The 18,026-nt window shown below is 60.6% G+C and carries 14 protein-coding genes; 10 read left to right on the top strand and 4 right to left on the bottom strand.

The features are described 5' to 3' along the window. Window positions 1-42: 42 nt before the first annotated feature. Window positions 43-687, bottom strand: a complete 645-nt coding sequence (locus tag QFZ60_RS11305) for a TetR/AcrR family transcriptional regulator (RefSeq protein ID WP_307090581.1) — start codon at window positions 685-687, stop codon at window positions 43-45. A gap of 245 nt (window positions 688-932) precedes the next feature. On the opposite strand from QFZ60_RS11305, the gene QFZ60_RS11300 reads away from it, so the two are divergent. The 8 genes from QFZ60_RS11300 to QFZ60_RS11265 all read left to right on the top strand — a co-directional run bounded on the left by QFZ60_RS11300 (window position 933) and on the right by QFZ60_RS11265 (window position 11,093). Continuing rightward, complete coding sequence (locus QFZ60_RS11300; protein WP_307090580.1) at window positions 933-2,210, top strand: ABC transporter substrate-binding protein; 1,278 nt, start codon at window positions 933-935, stop codon at window positions 2,208-2,210. Window positions 2,211-2,275: 65 nt separating this feature from the next. Further along, complete coding sequence (locus QFZ60_RS11295) at window positions 2,276-3,352, top strand: carbohydrate ABC transporter permease (protein WP_373427678.1); 1,077 nt, start codon at window positions 2,276-2,278, stop codon at window positions 3,350-3,352. Continuing rightward, entirely contained in the window at window positions 3,349-4,263 is a 915-nt protein-coding gene (locus tag QFZ60_RS11290; protein WP_307090579.1) for a carbohydrate ABC transporter permease, read from the top strand. Before QFZ60_RS11295 ends, QFZ60_RS11290 begins: the two co-directional genes overlap by 4 nt. A gap of 244 nt (window positions 4,264-4,507) precedes the next feature. Next, on the top strand, window positions 4,508-6,868 hold the full coding sequence (locus QFZ60_RS11285; protein WP_307090578.1) for a glycoside hydrolase family 3 N-terminal domain-containing protein: 2,361 nt from the start codon (window positions 4,508-4,510) through the stop codon (window positions 6,866-6,868). Between the two features lie 134 nt (window positions 6,869-7,002). After that, window positions 7,003-7,755 (top strand): sugar phosphate isomerase/epimerase, encoded by a 753-nt coding sequence (locus QFZ60_RS11280; RefSeq protein WP_307090577.1) that lies wholly within the window; start codon window positions 7,003-7,005, stop codon window positions 7,753-7,755. Next, the gene (locus QFZ60_RS11275) at window positions 7,752-8,873 is read left to right on the top strand and encodes a Gfo/Idh/MocA family protein (RefSeq protein ID WP_307090576.1); all 1,122 of its coding nucleotides are present in this window, start codon (window positions 7,752-7,754) and stop codon (window positions 8,871-8,873) included. The genes QFZ60_RS11280 and QFZ60_RS11275 overlap by 4 nt, the downstream gene beginning before the upstream one ends. 31 nt (window positions 8,874-8,904) lie before the next feature. Continuing rightward, complete coding sequence (locus QFZ60_RS11270; RefSeq protein WP_307090575.1) at window positions 8,905-10,095, top strand: Gfo/Idh/MocA family protein; 1,191 nt, start codon at window positions 8,905-8,907, stop codon at window positions 10,093-10,095. A gap of 2 nt (window positions 10,096-10,097) precedes the next feature. Continuing rightward, the gene (locus QFZ60_RS11265; RefSeq protein ID WP_307090574.1) at window positions 10,098-11,093 is read left to right on the top strand and encodes a sugar phosphate isomerase/epimerase; all 996 of its coding nucleotides are present in this window, start codon (window positions 10,098-10,100) and stop codon (window positions 11,091-11,093) included. 147 nt (window positions 11,094-11,240) lie between these two features. Here QFZ60_RS11265 and QFZ60_RS11260 read toward each other — a convergent pair whose 3' ends face one another. From QFZ60_RS11260 to QFZ60_RS11250, 3 genes are read right to left on the bottom strand one after another with little or no spacing between them, the layout of a single operon-like run. Further along, on the bottom strand, window positions 11,241-12,434 hold the full coding sequence (locus QFZ60_RS11260) for an NAD(P)/FAD-dependent oxidoreductase (RefSeq protein ID WP_307090573.1): 1,194 nt from the start codon (window positions 12,432-12,434) through the stop codon (window positions 11,241-11,243). Window positions 12,435-12,463: 29 nt separating this feature from the next. Further along, entirely contained in the window at window positions 12,464-12,661 is a 198-nt protein-coding gene (locus tag QFZ60_RS11255; RefSeq protein WP_307090572.1) for a ferredoxin, read from the bottom strand. After that, window positions 12,658-13,935: a cytochrome P450 gene (locus QFZ60_RS11250; RefSeq protein WP_307090571.1), complete on the bottom strand. Its 1,278-nt coding sequence runs from the start codon at window positions 13,933-13,935 to the stop codon at window positions 12,658-12,660. The genes QFZ60_RS11255 and QFZ60_RS11250 overlap by 4 nt, the downstream gene beginning before the upstream one ends. A gap of 704 nt (window positions 13,936-14,639) precedes the next feature. Between QFZ60_RS11250 and QFZ60_RS11245 the strand changes: the two genes are divergently transcribed. Both QFZ60_RS11245 and QFZ60_RS11240 read left to right on the top strand, forming a co-directional pair. Further along, on the top strand, window positions 14,640-15,650 hold the full coding sequence (locus QFZ60_RS11245; protein WP_307090570.1) for a LacI family DNA-binding transcriptional regulator: 1,011 nt from the start codon (window positions 14,640-14,642) through the stop codon (window positions 15,648-15,650). A 131-nt stretch (window positions 15,651-15,781) separates the two neighbouring features. Then, the gene (locus tag QFZ60_RS11240; RefSeq protein ID WP_307090569.1) at window positions 15,782-18,025 is read left to right on the top strand and encodes an MMPL family transporter; all 2,244 of its coding nucleotides are present in this window, start codon (window positions 15,782-15,784) and stop codon (window positions 18,023-18,025) included. The last annotated feature ends 1 nt before the right edge of the window (window position 18,026 follow it).

Here is an 18,026-nt window from a genome sequence, read left to right as displayed (position 1 = left end):
TGCCTGGTAGCTGCCGGCCCAGAGAGGGCGGAGGTGTGGCACTTACCGAGCAGACTCATTGAGAGCGCAGCCAGCTCCGTCAGCGATCGCCGGAGACAATGATCTCCTGGCGGCCGCCACAAGACGCCAGAAAGCATCCACAGCCTCCACTACGTCCAGGTCCTCCCTATATCGCCTCTGAAGCTGAAGCCCATCCTGCACAGCGATCCCGAGCGTGGCGATCATCTCCGGGGTCAGCCTCGATGTGCTCGCGTTGGTCTCCGAGTCCGGCTCTCGGGTCTGTATCTGAGCCGAGCGATAGTGCTCCGCGAAATACCCGTGCGCAGGGTGGTCACCGTCGATCGCCTCGGCCGAGAGAATGATGAACAGGGACGTCAGCCCCTCATGTTCCGCGGAATGGCGCGCGACTTCGCGTGATCGTGTCGCAACGTCTGTGGCTTGGAACGTTGAGAGGTAGTTCTCGACGGAGGAGTCGCGGAGACCAAGCACTTCAACAAGGAGCTCCTCCTTGTTCGCGAAGTAGTGGAGAAGCCCAGGCTGGGTAAGGTTCACCCGCTTGGCAAGTTCGCGCATGGATGAGTTCCTGTAACCGGACTCGGCGAAAAGCTCAGCTGCGGCGGCAATAATTTCCCGCCGGCGCTCTGTTCCCTTGCGATAGCCTCCCCGAGGTCCACTGCTTTGTGCCATGCCCTCACGGTACCCGAGACAGGCGGCCCAGCGAAACCTTGTCACGTGAAAGGTTTTGGGCTAATGTCAACGCAGCAGTATCCAGAGAAGCCGATAAAGACTGGGATGCAGCTCCCAGCATGCAGGCGCCAGTGACCGATCACAGGCTTCTGACCCGCAGTTGAAGTCCCGAGCACCAGCGGCGAGCAGAGCGTCACCTCGCTATAGCACTCAATGAATTCATCGCATAAACAAAGGAGTAACGAATGCGATTTACCCGAAAGGCTCTTGCCCTGGCTGGGGCGGTATCACTCACCGTCCTGGCCGCAGGTTGCTCACCTAGCGGAGACGCTAGCGGGGGCGATGGCAAGCCGACACTCACCATCTCGACATTCAGCGAATGGGGATATGGGGACTTGATCGACGAATACCAGAAGCTCCATCCTGAGATCACTGTCAAGCACAATCGCTTCGCAACGAGCGACGAAGCGAAGGAACAGTTCCAGACCTCGCTCGGTGCCGGTTCTGGTTTGGCCGATGTCGTGGGCGTAGACAACAGCTGGATGCCTCAGGTCCTGCAAAACTCCGAGAACTTCTTGGATCTCTCCTCTTCCAGTGTCGAAGGCCGCTGGAACGACTGGAACGAGAAAATCGCCACTACTGACGATGGCAAGCTCTTGGGCTATCCCACCGATATTGGGCCGCAGTCCATCGCATACCGCGCGGACTTGTTCAAAGCCGCAGGCCTTCCAACGGACCGCGAAGAGGTAGCCAAGCTCTTCGGGGGTAAGGACGCCACATGGGATGACTTCTTCAAAGTCGGCGAAAAGTTCAAGGCAGCGGGAACGGGCCCGGCGTTTTACGACGACTCGTCGTCGGTGGCTACCAGCTGGGGAGACCAGTACAGGGTCCTTTGGGAGGACCCCGATAACGGTGACATCATTGCGGGCAACAACAAAGACCTGCGGAACATTTACGACACCGTGACTTCGCACGACGACCTGTCAGCTCACATCGCTCGCTGGAGCCAGGACTGGGTTGACGCGTTTCAGAAGGACAAATTCGCTGTCATGCCGGCACCCTCATGGATGCTCGGCGTCATCAAGGGCAACGCCGCCGGTGTTACCGGCTGGGACGTCGCCAACGTCTTTCCTGGCGGCGGCGTCAACAGTGGCGGGTCGTACCTGACGGTGCCGAAACAGTCGCAGCACCCGGAGGAGGCTAAGGCACTCGCTGACTGGCTTACCGCCCCCGAGCAGCAGCTGAAGGCTTTCAAGGCCACGGGCAATTTCCCCAGCCAGGTACAGGCGCAGAAGAGCGACGAGCTGCAGCAGGTGACGGACCCGTTCTTCAACAACGCACCCGTGGGGAAGATCCTGACAGACCGCGCAGCGGCCGTGAAAGAGATTCCTTTCAAGGGCGACAACTACTTCGCCATCACGACGGCCTTCAATAACGCAATCAAGCGTGTTTCCGTGGACCGCACCCACAGCGCACAAGAATCGTGGGACATGTTCGAAACTGAGCTGAAGACACTCGGATAAAACAATCCGACCGCTGGCACGGAGGCGCGCCGAGCGCACCTCCGTGCCGCGACCAAAGGAACATCATGACTCTCTTGACCAAGGGATCCCCGAACACCACTAAGAGCCCGGCACAGATGCCGTCGCCATGGCGAGAGCGTCTGGGGCGGTGGGATATCAAGGCATCGCCCTACCTCTACATCTCACCGTTCTTCGTCCTCTTCGGAATAGTAGGCCTCTTTCCACTCCTCTACACCGCCTACGTCTCGCTGCACGAATGGTCGCTTATAGGCGGCCAGGGCCGGTTCGTGGGCTTCGACAACTTCGCATTCGTCCTCGGCCAGCCTGTCTTTTGGAAGTCCCTTGGCAACACCCTCAGCATCTTCCTGCTCTCCACTGTGCCCCAAGTTGTCATAGCGCTCGTTCTCGCCAACCTTCTGGACGCGAACATCCGTGCTAAGACCTTCTGGCGTATGGGTGTACTTCTTCCGTACGTTGTCGCGCCGGTTGCTGTAACACTCATCTTCTCCCGAATGTTCGCTGATCAGTCAGGACTCATCAACTCACTTATCGGGCTGGTCGGAATAGAGCCCATCGGCTGGCACCGGGATAGTTTCGCCTCGCATATCGCCATAGCGACGATGGTCAATTTCCGCTGGACCGGCTTCAACACGCTCGTGCTGCTGGCGGCGATGCAGGCAATCCCCCGCGACCTCTATGAAGCAGCAATCATCGACGGGGCGGGGCGCGTCAGGCAATTCTTCTCCGTCACGGTGCCGGGCATCCGCCCAACGATCATCTTTGTTGTGATCACGTCCACTATTGGTGGCCTGCAGATATTCGACGAGCCTCGACTGTATGACATCCAAGGGCTTGGCGGGAATTCTGGGCAGTGGAAGACGATCACCCTGTACCTGTACGAACTTGGCTGGAACCAGCAGAAACTGGGACGCGCTGCGGCTGTCGCTTGGCTGCTCTTCCTCTTGATCATAGTATTCGCGCTGCTAAGCAACTGGATATCCAGACGAATCGCCTCGGGGGATGATTCAACTGCCGCAGCCCGTAAGGCTACCCGCGCTACCTTGCGGAAGCCCAAGCCTGGAGCCGATCCCTCCGCGGTCACCTCTTCACACTCCGATGACTCACCTGGGAGCAACTCGTGACTACGCCGTCTGTACCCTCCATCGAACAAACGGCCGGCCGAGCCGCGGCCAAGGCAGCGCGACGCCGTCAAGGACATGAGACGGAGGCAGGGCGCCGGCCAACTTGGGTTACCTATGTCCTGCTCGGGGCCGTGGTGCTGATTTCTGTCTATCCCCTGTACTACACATTCCTCCTCGCATCATCGACGCCTGCGGAGATTGCACAGAACCCCATCACGTCGCCCATTCCCGGGGGAAATCTAGCCGATAATCTCACCCGCATTTTCGAATCCGACATCGACCTAGTCCGCGCTTTCTGGAACTCGGTAGTCGTCTCGACAGCGACGGCTCTCGCCGTTGTATTTCTCTCCACCCTGGCAGGCTTTGCGTTCTCCAAGCTTCGATTCAGGGGGCGCGCCGGGCTCCTCACTTTCGTCGTAGCCACTATGGCGATTCCAACCCAACTCGGGGTAGTGCCACTGTTTATCGTTATGCGGTCAATGGGACTGACCGGCAGCTTGTGGGCTGTCATCATCCCCGGCATCGCCTCCGCGTTCGGTGTCTTTTGGATGACTCAGTACCTTCAATCGGCACTGCCTTACGACCTCATCGAAGCTGCCCGCATCGACGGCGCTTCGACTTTCAGGATCTTCCGTGCCATCGTGCTGCCCGCCGCCAGGCCAGCAGCCGCGATGCTCTCCCTGTTTACGTTCATCGGAGCATGGACCAGCTACTTCTGGCCCTCGATCGTACTGGGCAGCAGCAACCCGACGCTTCCAGTCGCATTGCAACTCCTCCAGGCCGGATTCTTCAAAGACATCGCCCTCATCATGTCCGGCGTGCTCATCTCTGTTGTGCCACTCCTGGCATTGTTCTTCATCCTCGGAAAGCAGCTCGTCGCTGGTGTTATGCAAGGAGCCGTCAAAGGATGACCGAGCCGGAAGCCCTGCTTTCGTCGCCAGCAGTAATGGTTGGTCATGTCGGAATGCCTTGCATGATTGGGCCAGACCGTTGACCTTGGTTTGGCAGATGCCACGAGGTACGCCGTTGTCCACACCATCAATACCCGCGCCTAATCGCTCAACCATGAGAAGCGGCGGAAGTACCCCGCCTCCATCGTTCTTCAGCCCCTCCACGTAAAAGCAGCGGACGCTACACCGCACTCACGAAAACGAGATGATGACCGACCTTAACAAAGTCCTCTCCCGCATGGATCTTGACCAGAAGATCGGGCAAATCCAAGGCATCGTCCCCATGGACATGACCGCCCAGTCAACCGGGTCCAATGTACTGGGCGATGTCATGTACGACGTTGAGTCGGTCGCCAAAGTTCGCCCACACGGAGTCGGCCACCTATCTCTCGGCGGCCAACTCACTGCAGACATTGGCAACCTACGTCAGGAGCTCGTGCGATTCCAGGCAGCTGCCCGTCAGGTGTCACCAATGGGGATTGGTGTATTGGTTCACGCTGAAGGCATCAGCGGATTGGTCCACCCACAGGGTCACCAGTTCGCAACATCCTGGGGACAAGCCGCGAGTTGGAACCCACAGGTTCCATGGACTGTTGGCGATATTGCTGCCCGCCAGAGCCGCGAGATCGGCATTCACCTCCTATTCTCACCTGTTCTCGACCTGGCGAGAGACATCAGGTGGGGAAGAGTCCACGAAACGTATGGAGAAGACCCTGAGCTTGTCACCCGTATGGGTGTCGGTTTCATTCGCGGCGTCCAAGGTGTTGAACGCCGAAGCGGTGTGCTGGCGGCCGGAAAGCACTTTCTGGGTTACGGAGTTTCGCTGGCAGGGCTAAACCAGGCGACCACACAGCTCGGTAAGCGCGAGTTGACCGATGTCTACGCCGAGCCTTTCCGGCGGGCCATCACCGAAGCAGGCCTCTCCATCGTCATGAACTCGTACAACGATCTTGACGGCATACCCGCGGTCAGCAACGCGTGGCTGCTTCAGGACTTGCTCCGCGGTCAATTGGGTTTCGAAGGCCTCGTCGTCAGTGATTACGGGGCGATATCCATGCTACTCACGAGCTACCTCACCGCCGCGACACCTGGAGATGCTGCTGCGCAAGCAATTACAGCCGGCATGGACGTTGAATTGCCGAGCGCCGCAATGACTTCAGGTCTTCGACCTCTCATCGAGAATGGCACCTTCTCTGAAGAAACACTTGATCGCGCCGTGCTAAACGTCCTCACGGTCAAGCAGCGGCTCGGCCTCATCCCTGGCCTTGCCCCATCAGTTTCGTCAGATCAACAACGTCCGCTCTCCGACGGTGAGCCTGAATTGAAGGCGAACGAGGTCGCTGCCCAGTCGGTCACGCTGCTGGCAAACGATGGAATCTTGCCCTTACAGCCAGGGCGGCAGAAGATCGCCGTGGTTGGGCCAGCCGCGGACGAACTCCGTATCCATTTCGGTGCTTACTCTTCTGTAGCTGACGGGGAGATGCCCTTCGCGGTCAGAGAAATACTGGCAGGAAACGTAACTGGAATTGAGGCGTCACCCGATGTGCTGCCGGATATGTTCCAGACTCGGCTTCCTGGGGTCGAACCAATCTTCGAGGAAGGGGCCAGGCGCCTTCATCCCCGTGCAGCGACAGTGCTTGGAGCGTTGGCAGCCATCGATGCAGAACTCAGCTACCACGACTACGGAAGCCTCACCGATCAAGATTCCTTTATACTCGACGATCTGCTCTCGGATGTAGAGGGTGCTGATGTCGTCATCGCCGTGGTGGGGGAGAGAACCGGTTGGTTCGGAAACCACACAGGGGGAGAAGGCAGGACTGTCGCCGACCCACGACTTCCCGGCGACCAGACCGAACTGATCGCTGCACTTGGTGCGGCCGGGAAACGCGTTATCAGTGTGGTCATTTCAGGACGCCCACTGCTGCTGGAGCGGGTCCACAAGGCATCATGCGCGGTCGTCCTTGCCCCGCTCCTCGGTCCCTCAGCAGGCGAAACCATCGCCAATATGATCTTCGGACGGATTAGCCCAAGCGGACGGACGCCATCAACTTTTCCACGTTCGACTGGGCAAATTCCGCTCTATCACGGGCACCCGATCGGCAGCGGTTACGACCATCCTCACCTAAAGAGATACGGCTACTCAGACCTTCCCGACAGCACACCGCTTTATCCATTCGGCCATGGCCTCGCCTACACCACTTTCGATATGTCCATCGTTGATGTCCGTCTGAACAAAGAGCGGCTGGAAGTTGACGCAACCGTCAGGAACACCGGCACGGACGCCGGGACCGCAGTACCCCAGCTGTATGCCCGCGATGAAAGCGCCGCGGTCGTCCGCCCTGTCCGGCAGTTGCTCGACTTCGCCCGCGTCGATCTGGAGCCGGGGTGCAATCAAACGGTCCATCTTTCCGCTCCTCTCAGCCGCCTCGCATACACCTGGCCGGACGGGCGCCGTGGCCTTGAGGCAGGTACCGTCACGCTCCTGCTGGGATCCTCAAGCGCCGCAATAGAAGCAACATCGACGATCGAAGTCACCGAAGTCTTCATCGACCGCACCACCCGTTAGCGGACAACCCCTCCGCACAACTGAGTACCCCACCCTGGAAAGCACGCCCCATCGGACCAAGCCAGGCTTTATCTGGCCTTTCCCCAGAACCACGGCTCGCCCCGAATTTCAGCACGACCCGCAAAGGAACAACAATGTCTTACTCACTCCAGCTCTACACCCTGCGCAACGCCATCGCGGAGGACCTGCCCGGCACCATCAAGAAGGTTGCGGAGATCGGCTTCACCCAGGTTGAGCCCTACAACTTCGTCGCTACGGCCAAGGAACTCGGTGCCGCGCTGAAGGAGAACGGCCTCACCGCACCCTCCGGCCATGCGCCGCTGCTGTCCCAGGACCAGGACGAGATCTTCACCGCGGCGAAGGAACTGGGCATCAGCACCGTCATCGATCCCTACAGTCCGGCGGACAAATGGCAAAACGCCGAAGACATCCAGGCCACCGCAGCCAAGCTCAATGATGCAGCCAGAAAGGGCGCCGAGTACGGCATCACCGTGGGATACCACAACCATGAATGGGAACTGGAGTCCACGGTGGAGGGGCTAACGGCGCTGGAGTATCTCGCCGAGCACCTCGACCCCGCAGTAATCCTGGAGGTGGATACCTACTGGGTGGCCGTGGGCGGCCAGGACCCCGTGGATATCCTCACCAAGCTCGGTGACCGGGTGAAGTTCATCCACATCAAGGACGGTCCCCTGAACAAGGACACCAAGGCCCAGCAGCCCGCCGGGCAGGGCCAGGTCCCTGTCCTGGACGTGATCGCCGCCGCGAAGTCCCTCGACGTTGGCGTGGTGGAATTCGATGACTACTCCGGCGACATCTTCGACGGCATCACCCAGAGCCTGGCCTTCCTTAACAACAGCACCGCCACCGAAGGAGCCAAGGCATGAGTTTCGCACCATCCACCCGCAAGGGACCTGTTGGCGTTGCGGTGATCGGCGCGGGCAATATCTCCAAGGCGTACCTGGACAACCTGACGGTCTTTCCGGACCTGAAGGTCCTGGTGATCGCCGACCTCTTCGAAGACGCCGCCGAGGCCCGCGCCAAGGAATACGGCATCCCTGAATGGGGCGGCCCGGAAAAGGCGCTGAACCACCCCGACGTCGAAATCATCGTCAACCTCACCATCCCCGCGGCCCACGTGGAGGTGGCCACCGCAGCGGTCAACGCCGGCAAGCACGTCTGGACCGAAAAGCCTTTCTCCCTGGACCGCGAATCCGGGCTTGGCCTGCTCAAGGCAGCCGACGCTGCGGGGATCCGGCTCGGCACCGCTCCGGACACGTTCCTGGGCGCCGGGATCCAGAGCGCACTGCGGCTCATCCAGCGCGGCGACATCGGCACCCCGCTGACCGCCATGACCACCTTCCAGACCCCCGGCCCGGAATCCTGGCACCCCAACCCTGCGTTCCTCTTCCAGCACGGCGCCGGCCCCCTGTTCGACATGGGACCGTACTACCTCACCACCCTGGTCCAGGCCTTCGGCTCAATCCGCAAAGTGGCCGCCGTCGGGTCCAAGGCCAAGGAAGTCCGCGTCATCGGTTCCGGGCCCAAAGCGGGCGAGGAATTCACCGTAGAGGTCCCCACCCACGTCTCAGCGATGGCGCAGTTCGAATCCGGCGCCTCCTCGCACAGCGTCTTCTCCTTCGAATCCCCCCGGGCCCGGATGGGGTTCGTGGAGATCACCGGCACGGAAGCCACCATCTCCCTGCCTGACCCCAACTACTTCACCGGCGACATCAGGCTCTGGCGCGCCGGCGACGAAGACTGGACCACCATCCCCGCCACCGGCCCTGCCAACGGCCGCGGCATGGGTGCCCTGGACATGGCCCGCGCCATCCGCGCCGGCGTGCCGCACCGCGCCACCGGCGACCTCGCCTACCACGTGCTGGACAGCATGGTCTCGATCTCCGAATCCATCGACTCCGGAACCTTCGTGAACGTCGAAAGCTCAGCTCCCGTTTCCACAGCCCTCCCCGAGGACTGGGCCCCGGAAACCGCAACTCTCTAGCTCAGCCAGCAGGAAGCAGCAGGAACACGCCATGACCACTCCCGCACACCCAACCGCAACCCCGGCTCCCCCATCCCTCGGGGTGGCCGCCATCGGCTACGCCTTCATGGGGAAGGCCCATTCGAATGCGTGGCGGAACGTGGCAAGTTTCTTCGACGTCCCGGCCTTCGAGCAGAAAGTGCTCGTGGGCCGGGACGCCACCGCCGTGGCCGAGGCCGCCACCAGGTACGGCTGGGCCGAGTCCGCCACCGACTGGCGTGAAGTCATCCAACGCGACGACATCCACATCATCGACATCTGCGCCCCCGGCTGGATGCACGCCGAAATCGCCATTGCAGCGCTCGAAGCCGGCAAGCACGTCCTGGTCGAAAAACCCCTCGCCAACACCCTTACCGAAGCCGAACTCATGACCGCCGCCGCTGCCAAAGCCCGTGCCCGTGGCGTCCAGTCCATGATCGGCTTCAACTACCGCCGCGTCCCCGCCCTCGCCCTGGCCAAGGAACTCATCGCCGAAGGCCGGTTAGGCACCGTCCGGCACGTCCGCGCCGCCTACCTCCAGGACTGGCTGGCCGACGACCAATCACCCATGACCTGGCGGCTCCGCAAGGAAACCGCCGGCTCCGGAGCCCTGGGCGACATCGCCTCCCACGCCATCGACGAAATCCAGCACCTTACTAATGAGACGGTTACCGAGGCAACCGGGACACTGCGTACTTTTGTCACGAAGCGCCCGGGCAACCACGGCCTGGAAGACGTCACGGTAGATGATGCAGTTTGGGCCACACTTGGAATGACAGGGGGAGTCGGTGCCTCGGTTGAGGCGTCTCGAGTCGCGACCGGCCAGAAGAACAGCCTTCGCATAGAGGTTTACGGCACTGCAGGTTCACTCCTGTTCGACCTGGAGAACCTCAACGAGCTCCGCTTCCTGGACGCCACCGCCCCGGTGCGCGAGCAGGGATTCCGCCGCATCCTGGTCAACGAACCCGAGCACCCCTACCTCGAAGCGTGGTGGCCGCAGGGCCATATCATCGGCTGGGAACATAGCTTCACCCACCAGGTCAGGGACTTCCTCACCGCCATCCAGGACCAAACCCCGCCCTCGCCTTCCTTCGAAGACGGGCTACAAATCCAACGCGTCTTGTCCGCCGTCGAAGAATCGGCAGCCAACCGCAGCGTCATCACGCCGGTACTACAACCAATCCTCGCTACACAAGGAGCCTGACCATGCCCCGCCCGTTTACCCTGTTCACCGGCCAGTGGGCCGACCTTCCCCTCGAGGAAGTCGCCAAACTTGCCTCCGGCTGGGGCTACGACGGCCTCGAAATCGCCGTCTCCGGAGACCACCTGGACGCCTGGCGCGTGGACGAACCAGGCTACGTCGAGTCCAAACTCGAACTCCTGGACAAGTACAACCTCAAAGTCTGGGCCATCTCCAACCACCTCAAGGGCCAGGCCGTCTGCGATGACCCCATCGACTTCCGCCACGAAGCCATCGTCGGCTCCAAAGTCTGGGGCAACGGCGACCCCGAAGGCGTCCGCCAACGCGCCGCCGAGGAACTCAAGCACACCGCCCGGCTCGCCCGCGCACTCGGCGTGGACACCGTCGTCGGATTCACCGGCTCCTCCATCTGGCAATACGTCGCCATGTTCCCGCCCGTCCCGGAAAAAGTCATCGACGCCGGCTACCAGGACTTCGCCGACCGCTGGAACCCCATCCTGGACGCCTTCGACGACAACGGCGTCCGCTTCGCCCACGAAGTCCACCCCAGCGAGATCGCCTACGACTACTGGACCACCGTCCGCACCCTCGAAGCGATCGGCCACCGCGAAGCGTTCGGCCTGAACTGGGACCCCTCCCACATGATGTGGCAGGGCATCGACCCCGTGTCCTTCATCTGGGACTTCAAGGACCGGATCTACCACGTGGACTGCAAGGACACCAAGATCCGCCAGACCGGCCGGAACACCGTCCTCGGTTCCCACCTGGCCTGGGGCGACCCCCGCCGCGGCTGGGACTTCGTCTCCGCCGGCCGCGGCGACGTGCCCTGGGAGGCGTCCTTCCGGGCGCTGGCCGCCATCGCCTACGACGGGCCCATCTCCGTCGAATGGGAAGACGCCGGCATGGACCGCCTCCATGGCGCCCCCGAAGCCCTCGCCGCCCTCAAGAAATACGACTTCCCCGCCTCCCAAACCAGCTTCGACGCCGCCTTCAGCAGCTAAGACTGGTGGGGCTACCGACCTCGGCGGTGAAGTTGCCGGACCAAGCCTGACGATGCACGGACTCTTGGTTAGCGGCCGTTCGTGAAGGAGCTCGGCCAAGTCGGGCCGTTCTTGGATCTGGTTCCCAAAATTTATGGTCGGGTAATCTTACGAATTCAATTCCGCTAGTTCGAGCGCCTGAGCCCAGCTGGTGCGGGACTCGATGTGCGCGCGCCACTGCCGGACGGCTTTGGCGGCGCCGGCTCCCATCACGCCGGCTAGCCTTTCCCCTTTGCGGTAAATCGCGACTACTTTCCCCTCCTCGATGCTCCCACGAAGAATCTTCACTTCGTCGTGGTCGCGGAGGTAGCCGTGGGCCTGAAGTTTGACGTTGTACTGATCCGACCAAAAATACGGGACGGTTGTGTAGGGAAGTTTGTCTCCTCCGAGGATTCGATCAGCGACGTGGAGGGCCTGTTCAACAGCGTTGGTTCGGTGCTCTATGCGCATTGAACGATCGAAGAGTGGATTGTGCCATCTGGCGACGTCCCCTACCGCATATATTCTGTCGCCGGCTGAGCAGTCAGATGCGCATACAACACCGTCGGACAGAGTGAGAGGGCTGGCTCGGAGCCAGTCCACTGCTGGCTCCGAACCAATCGCCACAACAACCAGATCAGCGTTTTCCGTCCCCCCGGATGCGAAATGCACGCCAGTGACTCGATGTCCGTTGGTTCGTAGGGACTGCACGAGCGCGGCTTTACCCGTGCGAAGGCGGATCCCCTGCGTTTGATGCAAGGAGGTTAGTTGTTGTCCCACTTCGCTGCCGAGCGCATTCTCCAGAAGTGTCGGGGTCTTGGTCGCCAGAACAACTTCAATTCCTCGTTGTATTGCCGCGGCTGCGATTTCGGTTCCGAGGAAACCTCCTCCGATAACAACGAGACGGGAAGCTGCTGAGAACGCTGCCTGAAGGTGGTGTGCGTCATCGACCGTCCTCAGCGTGTGGACATTGGAGATGTTGTTGGATGCCGGAAGATGTTTGGCGTTCACTCCTGTGGCAATGATGAGACGTTCGAATTCAAGGTCTGTGCCATCTTCAAGCAGCACCTTCCGGTGACGGTTGTCGAGGTGGACCGCGGCGACTCCGCGGCGTAAGTCAATACCGAGGTCCTGGAGGTGGTTGGGCGGCCGCAGTGCCAGTGCTTCCACCGAGACTGGACCATGCAGTGCCTGCTTGGACAGGGGTGGCCGGTCATAGGGTTCGTGCTTTTCCGCGCCCACGAGCACAATGTCACCTTCGTGTCCCCGCGTGCGCAGGGCTTCGGCCGCGCTCACCCCAGCTGACGAGGCGCCGACAATCACGGTCCTGAGGGTTGGATGATTGGTACGGCTCATTGCTTGGACAGGGTGATGACAGCTGCCGGGCAACGCACTGCTGCGTCCCGCAGCTTCGACTCCTGTTCGGCGGGAGGGTGCGCGTTGAGGACGACGACAATGCCGTCGTCCTCATTCTGGTCGAAGATTTCGGGTGCCGCGATGGCGCACACGCCGGCTCCAACACACTTGCTTACGTTGATGTCGAAATTCATGAAATTACCTCATCCCAGTTGATCATCAGCTTTTTGATTCCGTATACGAGCATGTCGTTCTTGAAAGGGATGTCCGTTTCCGGGGTCTCTACCCTCATGCCCGGTAGCCGGCGGAACAGCTCAGGCAGTGCAATGCGCAGTTCAAGGCGTGCAAGATGCTGTCCCAGGCACTGATGCGGTCCGTACCCAAAGCCGAGATGGGCAGAGCGTCTTTCAAGGTCCAGCTGGTCACCATCAGAGATGAACCGGTTATCCCTGTTGGCCGATTCAAGGACCACAGCCACATGTTCGCCCGCACGGATTGTCTGCCCGGCAATGGTGGTGTCCTTGACCGCTTTGCGCAGGACACCGTTGTGCACAATGGTGAGATAGCGGATCAGCTCATCGACGCCTGTTTCCATGACAGCCGGATTTTGTAGCTTTGCAGCTTGCTCCGGGTGCTGCAGGAGGGCGTAGGTGCCAAGAGTGATCATGTTTGCCGTGGTGTCATGACCTGCGGTCAAAAGCAGGAGCGCTATCCCTTGGAGCTCTGCGGCGTCCATGGGGCGCTCGGTGGGTTCCAGGATGAGTCGGCTGAGCAGGTCGTCACCGGGATTCTCCAGTTTCGACTGGATGAGGTTCGCGAAGAAGCCCGCGCTCTGGATGGCCGCCGCCTGGCGTTCCTCGAGAGGCAGGCTCAAATCGACTTGAGAGGCCGTAGCATTCTCAAATTCCGATCGCTGCCCCTCGGGCACTCCCAGGATCTCGCTGATCACCAAAGCGGGGACGGGCAGCGCGAACTCGCGGTAGAGGTCGAGCGGGCCTTTCTGCTGGCCGATGCGGTCGATGTGCGTAGCGACGAGGTCCCTGATGAATGGCTCGAGACGCGCTATCCGCTTGACCATGAACTCCCGGGCCAGGCGGAGCCGGAGCCGGGAGTGGGAATCACCGTCATGCCTGAGCATGACGCCCGGTGGCGGGGGTGCGCCAAGGTTGTCTTTGTCGCCCATTAGGTGGGATGAACTGGCGTCTACATTGCTGAAGGTCTCGGCGTCGCCCAGGACTGTACGCGCATCCTCATAGCCGCTGACGAGCCATACGTCGAAGCCTGCAGGAGTGCCGACGCGCAGTACGGGGTCCGAGGTGCGAATACCTTCGTACCTCGGGTCGGGATCAAATGGGCACCGGTTGGTCGGAAACGGCACGGATGCCGGTGGCGGCTGCTGAATTGTTGATGTCAAAGAAATCGGCTCCTGTATCTGCGGGGCGACGACGTTGTTGCTGTTCGGTTTCACCTGCGGTTGGGGTAGTTACAGCCTCTCGCCCAAGCCGCAGGAAGTAAGCCCGCCGCTGCGGTATTTCAGGTACTGCATCCGCAGTACCTTCGTTCTGTGCCTGCCGGCATTCCATCCGGTGACTTGTAGCCTCCCGCAGCCGCAGGGTCCAGCGCTTGCGACAGCGCAGTCCTTTGTATGGAATCTGGCCAGTAGATTCACGAGTCGATGGCAGGCGGACCTCAGTCGTGTACGGTCCTGATCTCAAAAGAGGAGGCAACCGTCCGATCGTTCTCAGTGGTGGTCTCAGCCCGGGTCCTCGTCTGAAGTCCGGTTTTCGTCGGCTCTCAGATCCTGACTCTTTCGTGGATTTCACCGCATGGGACGGACAGATCGACCGCAATCTGAAAATCCGTGATGCTGCACCGGGTAACTGAGATACCTGTGCGGCTCCTAATCGCTTCTGGGATGAGTTCCTGAACGGCTGTGCTGATAGCTGTGTCTTTCGTCTTCGCGTCCTCGACCTGTACGTCCAGGACCTGGGGATAGGGGTAAGGCATCGGGCCCTCCAGTTTGCCGCGGCAAAGCAGCCGACGGGCTCGGTTGTGTGCATATTGGGGGATGGCCGGGCAGGCCTTGTCCAGCTAAACACGCGTATTGGCACGCGTCAATAGGCGTCTCCCGGGGGGACTGCGGTAGGCTGGGTATGTCGTTGAAGCGTGTCAATGAGGCCGCCCGACAAGTCCTGGCGCGGGGAGAGAAGGGAAGCTGTAATGACAGGTAGTGCTGACGTTGCTCTTCGTGCAGGCGTTTCCAGGTCTACAGTGAGTCAGATTCTCAACGGCCGTGCCCACCTGTTTGCCGAAGAAACGGTCGCAAAGGTTAGAGAAACAGCGGCGGCTATGGGTTACCGCCCCTCGCTGGCTGGACGAACACTGGTCCGTGGTAAGAGCGACATCGTCATCACGCTCATACCGGACATCACTTTCGGCCCGACCGTTCGCGAATTCGTGGATCTCCTGACAGAAGGACTGGCGAAGGAAGGCCTGACGAACCTGCTTCGGCTTTCGTCATCAGAGGATACCCTTCAGGACGCAGTCCTCGGGCTGCGTCCTCACTCGATTGTGACAATGGCTCCGCTTCGCCCTGAAGACGTTGAGCGGCTCGAAAAACAGGGTATCCACGTGATTGGACAGTCCCAGGCTTTCCAGGCTGCGGCTGACGTGATTATTGGCCGCCTTCAGGCTGAGCATCTTCTAGGCCAGGACTACAAGCGCATTGCAGTTGTCCGCCCGCGGTCGAAACGGGAGCAATACAGCGCTCCGGAACGCGAGAAGGGGGTGCTCCAATATGGCAGCCTTCACGCTATGGAAGTTCTGCCTACATTGGAGATTGGCCTGAGTAGCGACGAAGCTCTGAAAGCAGTGCGCAGCCTTCCGGCGGGACGGGTCGGTTTGGCGTGTTACAACGATGAGGTGGCCTTGGCGATTTTAGGGGCCGCTCTTCGAGAAGGGGTCAGCATTCCCGCGGAGATGGGAATTATCGGGGTCGACAACTCTGTGATCGCACGCGCTTCGACTCCGACAATTACGTCTATCAGCATAGACCTGGAGCTAAACGTACGCGAGCTGGTCAGCCATATCGTCTCCGGCCAGGAACTGCGGGTCCCGCCTGAAGCAATCAATGAGTACGCGCGTGGTTTCACAGTCATCCAACGAGACACCACCCTGCGGTAGGACTAATTCCTACTGCTGATGCAGTACCAACGCGCCTGCGTTCGCCGGATGTCCATAACGTGCTGTCCTCAGATCATTGGTGAAGGGCTTTCAAGACACACCCTTTCCATCAACACTGTTAGGACTTTCGCATGGCTGCATTTCTTGCACGGATTGGGAGGCTGGCGGGCCGTCATCGTATCGCTGCCATTACTGTTTGGCTGGGTCTTCTGGCCGTAGTTTCAGTCGTTGCTTTGGGCGGGATGAAATTTAGCGACGGTGCTTTCGACGTGCCGGGCACGGAGTCCAGCAAGGCCATGGGCCTGCTGCAAGAGCATTTTCCGTCCACACCCGCCGGCTCTGGTGAACTGCAGCTTGTGGTGCAGTCGCCTGCCGGAACCGGGCTGACGGCCCCTGGGCCGGCGGATTCCCTGACCCGGGCAATCGAGCAGCTGCGTTCTCTTCCCAACGTCAGCCAAGTCCTGGATCCAAGGGATCCGGCGCGCCCTTATCTTTCAGTCGACGGCACGACAGCGGTCATCCAGGTATCCCTTGAAGGGTTAGAGGACTCAGAGCGTGAGACAGTGCAGGAAAACGTCACCGAAGTTGCGGAAGGGGTCCGCGGGCAAGGGTTGACGGCCGAGGTGGGCGGGTCCCTTGCCTCGGGTATTCCTGAGATCCTTGGGCCGTCTGAAGCCGTCGGGGCGGGCATTGCTTTTCTAGTCCTGGTCTTGACCTTTGGCTCCCTTGTCGCGGCGGGCGCGAACATGCTGAGCGCATTGATCGGCGTCGCAACCGGGATTCTCGGAATCCTTGCGTATTCGTCTATCAGTCCCATTGGCAATGTCACGCCGATCTTGGCTGTGATGCTTGGCCTCGCTGTCGGCATCGATTACAGCCTCTTCATTCTTGCCCGCTTCCGTGCTGAGCTGCGCGAGGGCCACACAGTTGACGTGGCCATTGGCAGGGCGACTGGCACAGCAGGTTCTTCAGTTGTGTTCGCGGGGGCGACGGTCATCATCGCCCTGGCCGGACTCACCGTTGTTGGCATTCCGTTCATCGGAGAAATGGGGTTGGCCGCGGCATTTGCAGTCGGTGTGGCGGTACTGATGTCACTGACGCTGCTGCCTGCTTTGATGTCGTTCATGGGTCTTCGGGCTCTGTCCAAGCGGGACCGGAGGCAACTTTCCGCTGCCGAGCCGGCACGTGTCCCTACACGGGTGCCGGGATTTCTCTTCCGTTGGGCGCAGTTCGTTGTGACCCGGCCTCTTGTTTCAGTAGTTGGCGGCACCCTGCTGCTCATCGTGATGGCGTTGCCGTTGCTATCGATGAAAACAACCCTTTCGGTGCCTGGCGGCGAAGACCCGGAATCAACGCAACGGGCTGCCTACCAGATCGTCAGCGACAAATTTGGGCAGGGCTCGCAGGATCCCCTTGTGGTCCTCGTTGAAACGCCTGGAGGCGGCCTGCAGGAAAGAATCCCCGAAGTTCAGGAGTTCCTGGCAGGGATCGACAACGTAGCGTTGGCGGTGCCCGCAGGCGTGGCCAGCAGCGGAGACGCGGCGATAGTGTCCGTGATTTCCAAATCCGGTCCCCTCGATGACCGGACCATGCAGTTGGTGCGGGACATCCGCGCCGAAGCACATAACCTTCCCGGAGCCAACCTGTACGTCACCGGAGCCACCGCACTGGGTTTGGATGCGGACGCGCAGCTTAGGCAGGCCCTAGGACTTTACGTTGGCCTGATTGTCGGCCTTTCGCTGATCTTGCTGGTCATCCTGTTCCGTTCCGTGCTTGTTCCCGTTGTTGCCACGGCTGGATTCCTTCTGTCTTTGGGTGCGGGCCTGGGAGCGACCACCGCAGTGTTCCAGTGGGGGTGGCTGGGGGACGTGATCCAGGCTCCGCAAGGAAATGCTCTGCTCAGCCTGCTGCCGATTATCTTGACCGGCATCCTATTTGGTCTTGCCATGGATTATCAGGTGTTTCTTGTAACGCGGATACAGGAGGCATACGGGCAGGGAATCCGTTCCAAGCAGGCAATTCTTCACGGTTTCAAAGCCTCCGCCGGCGTGGTCGTCGCCGCCGCAGGCATCATGGCAGCGGTCTTTGGTGGGTTTGCCTTGAGTCATTCTTCCCTAGTCGGTTCGATAGCTCTTGCCTTGGCCGTGGGTGTCGTTGCCGATGCCTTCATCGTGCGTATGGTTATTGTTCCCGCCGCGCTTGCTCTTTTGGGCCGCTCCGCGTGGTGGATGCCCAAGTCGTGGGCGGCACGCCTGCCCGTACTTGATGTCGAAGGCCACCACCTCAATACTGTGGAACTTCAGGAAGCCGAGGGTACCGATGATGCCGAACAGGACGCAGCCGACGCCGAGCCATTCCCCGTTGGACGCCGCTGAC

The organism is Arthrobacter sp. B2I5, assembly GCF_030816735.1.
Taxonomy (GTDB): Bacteria; Actinomycetota; Actinomycetes; order Actinomycetales; family Micrococcaceae; genus Arthrobacter.
Note: the sequence above shows the minus strand (reverse complement) of the source record. Positions and strands in the feature narration are given on the sequence as shown.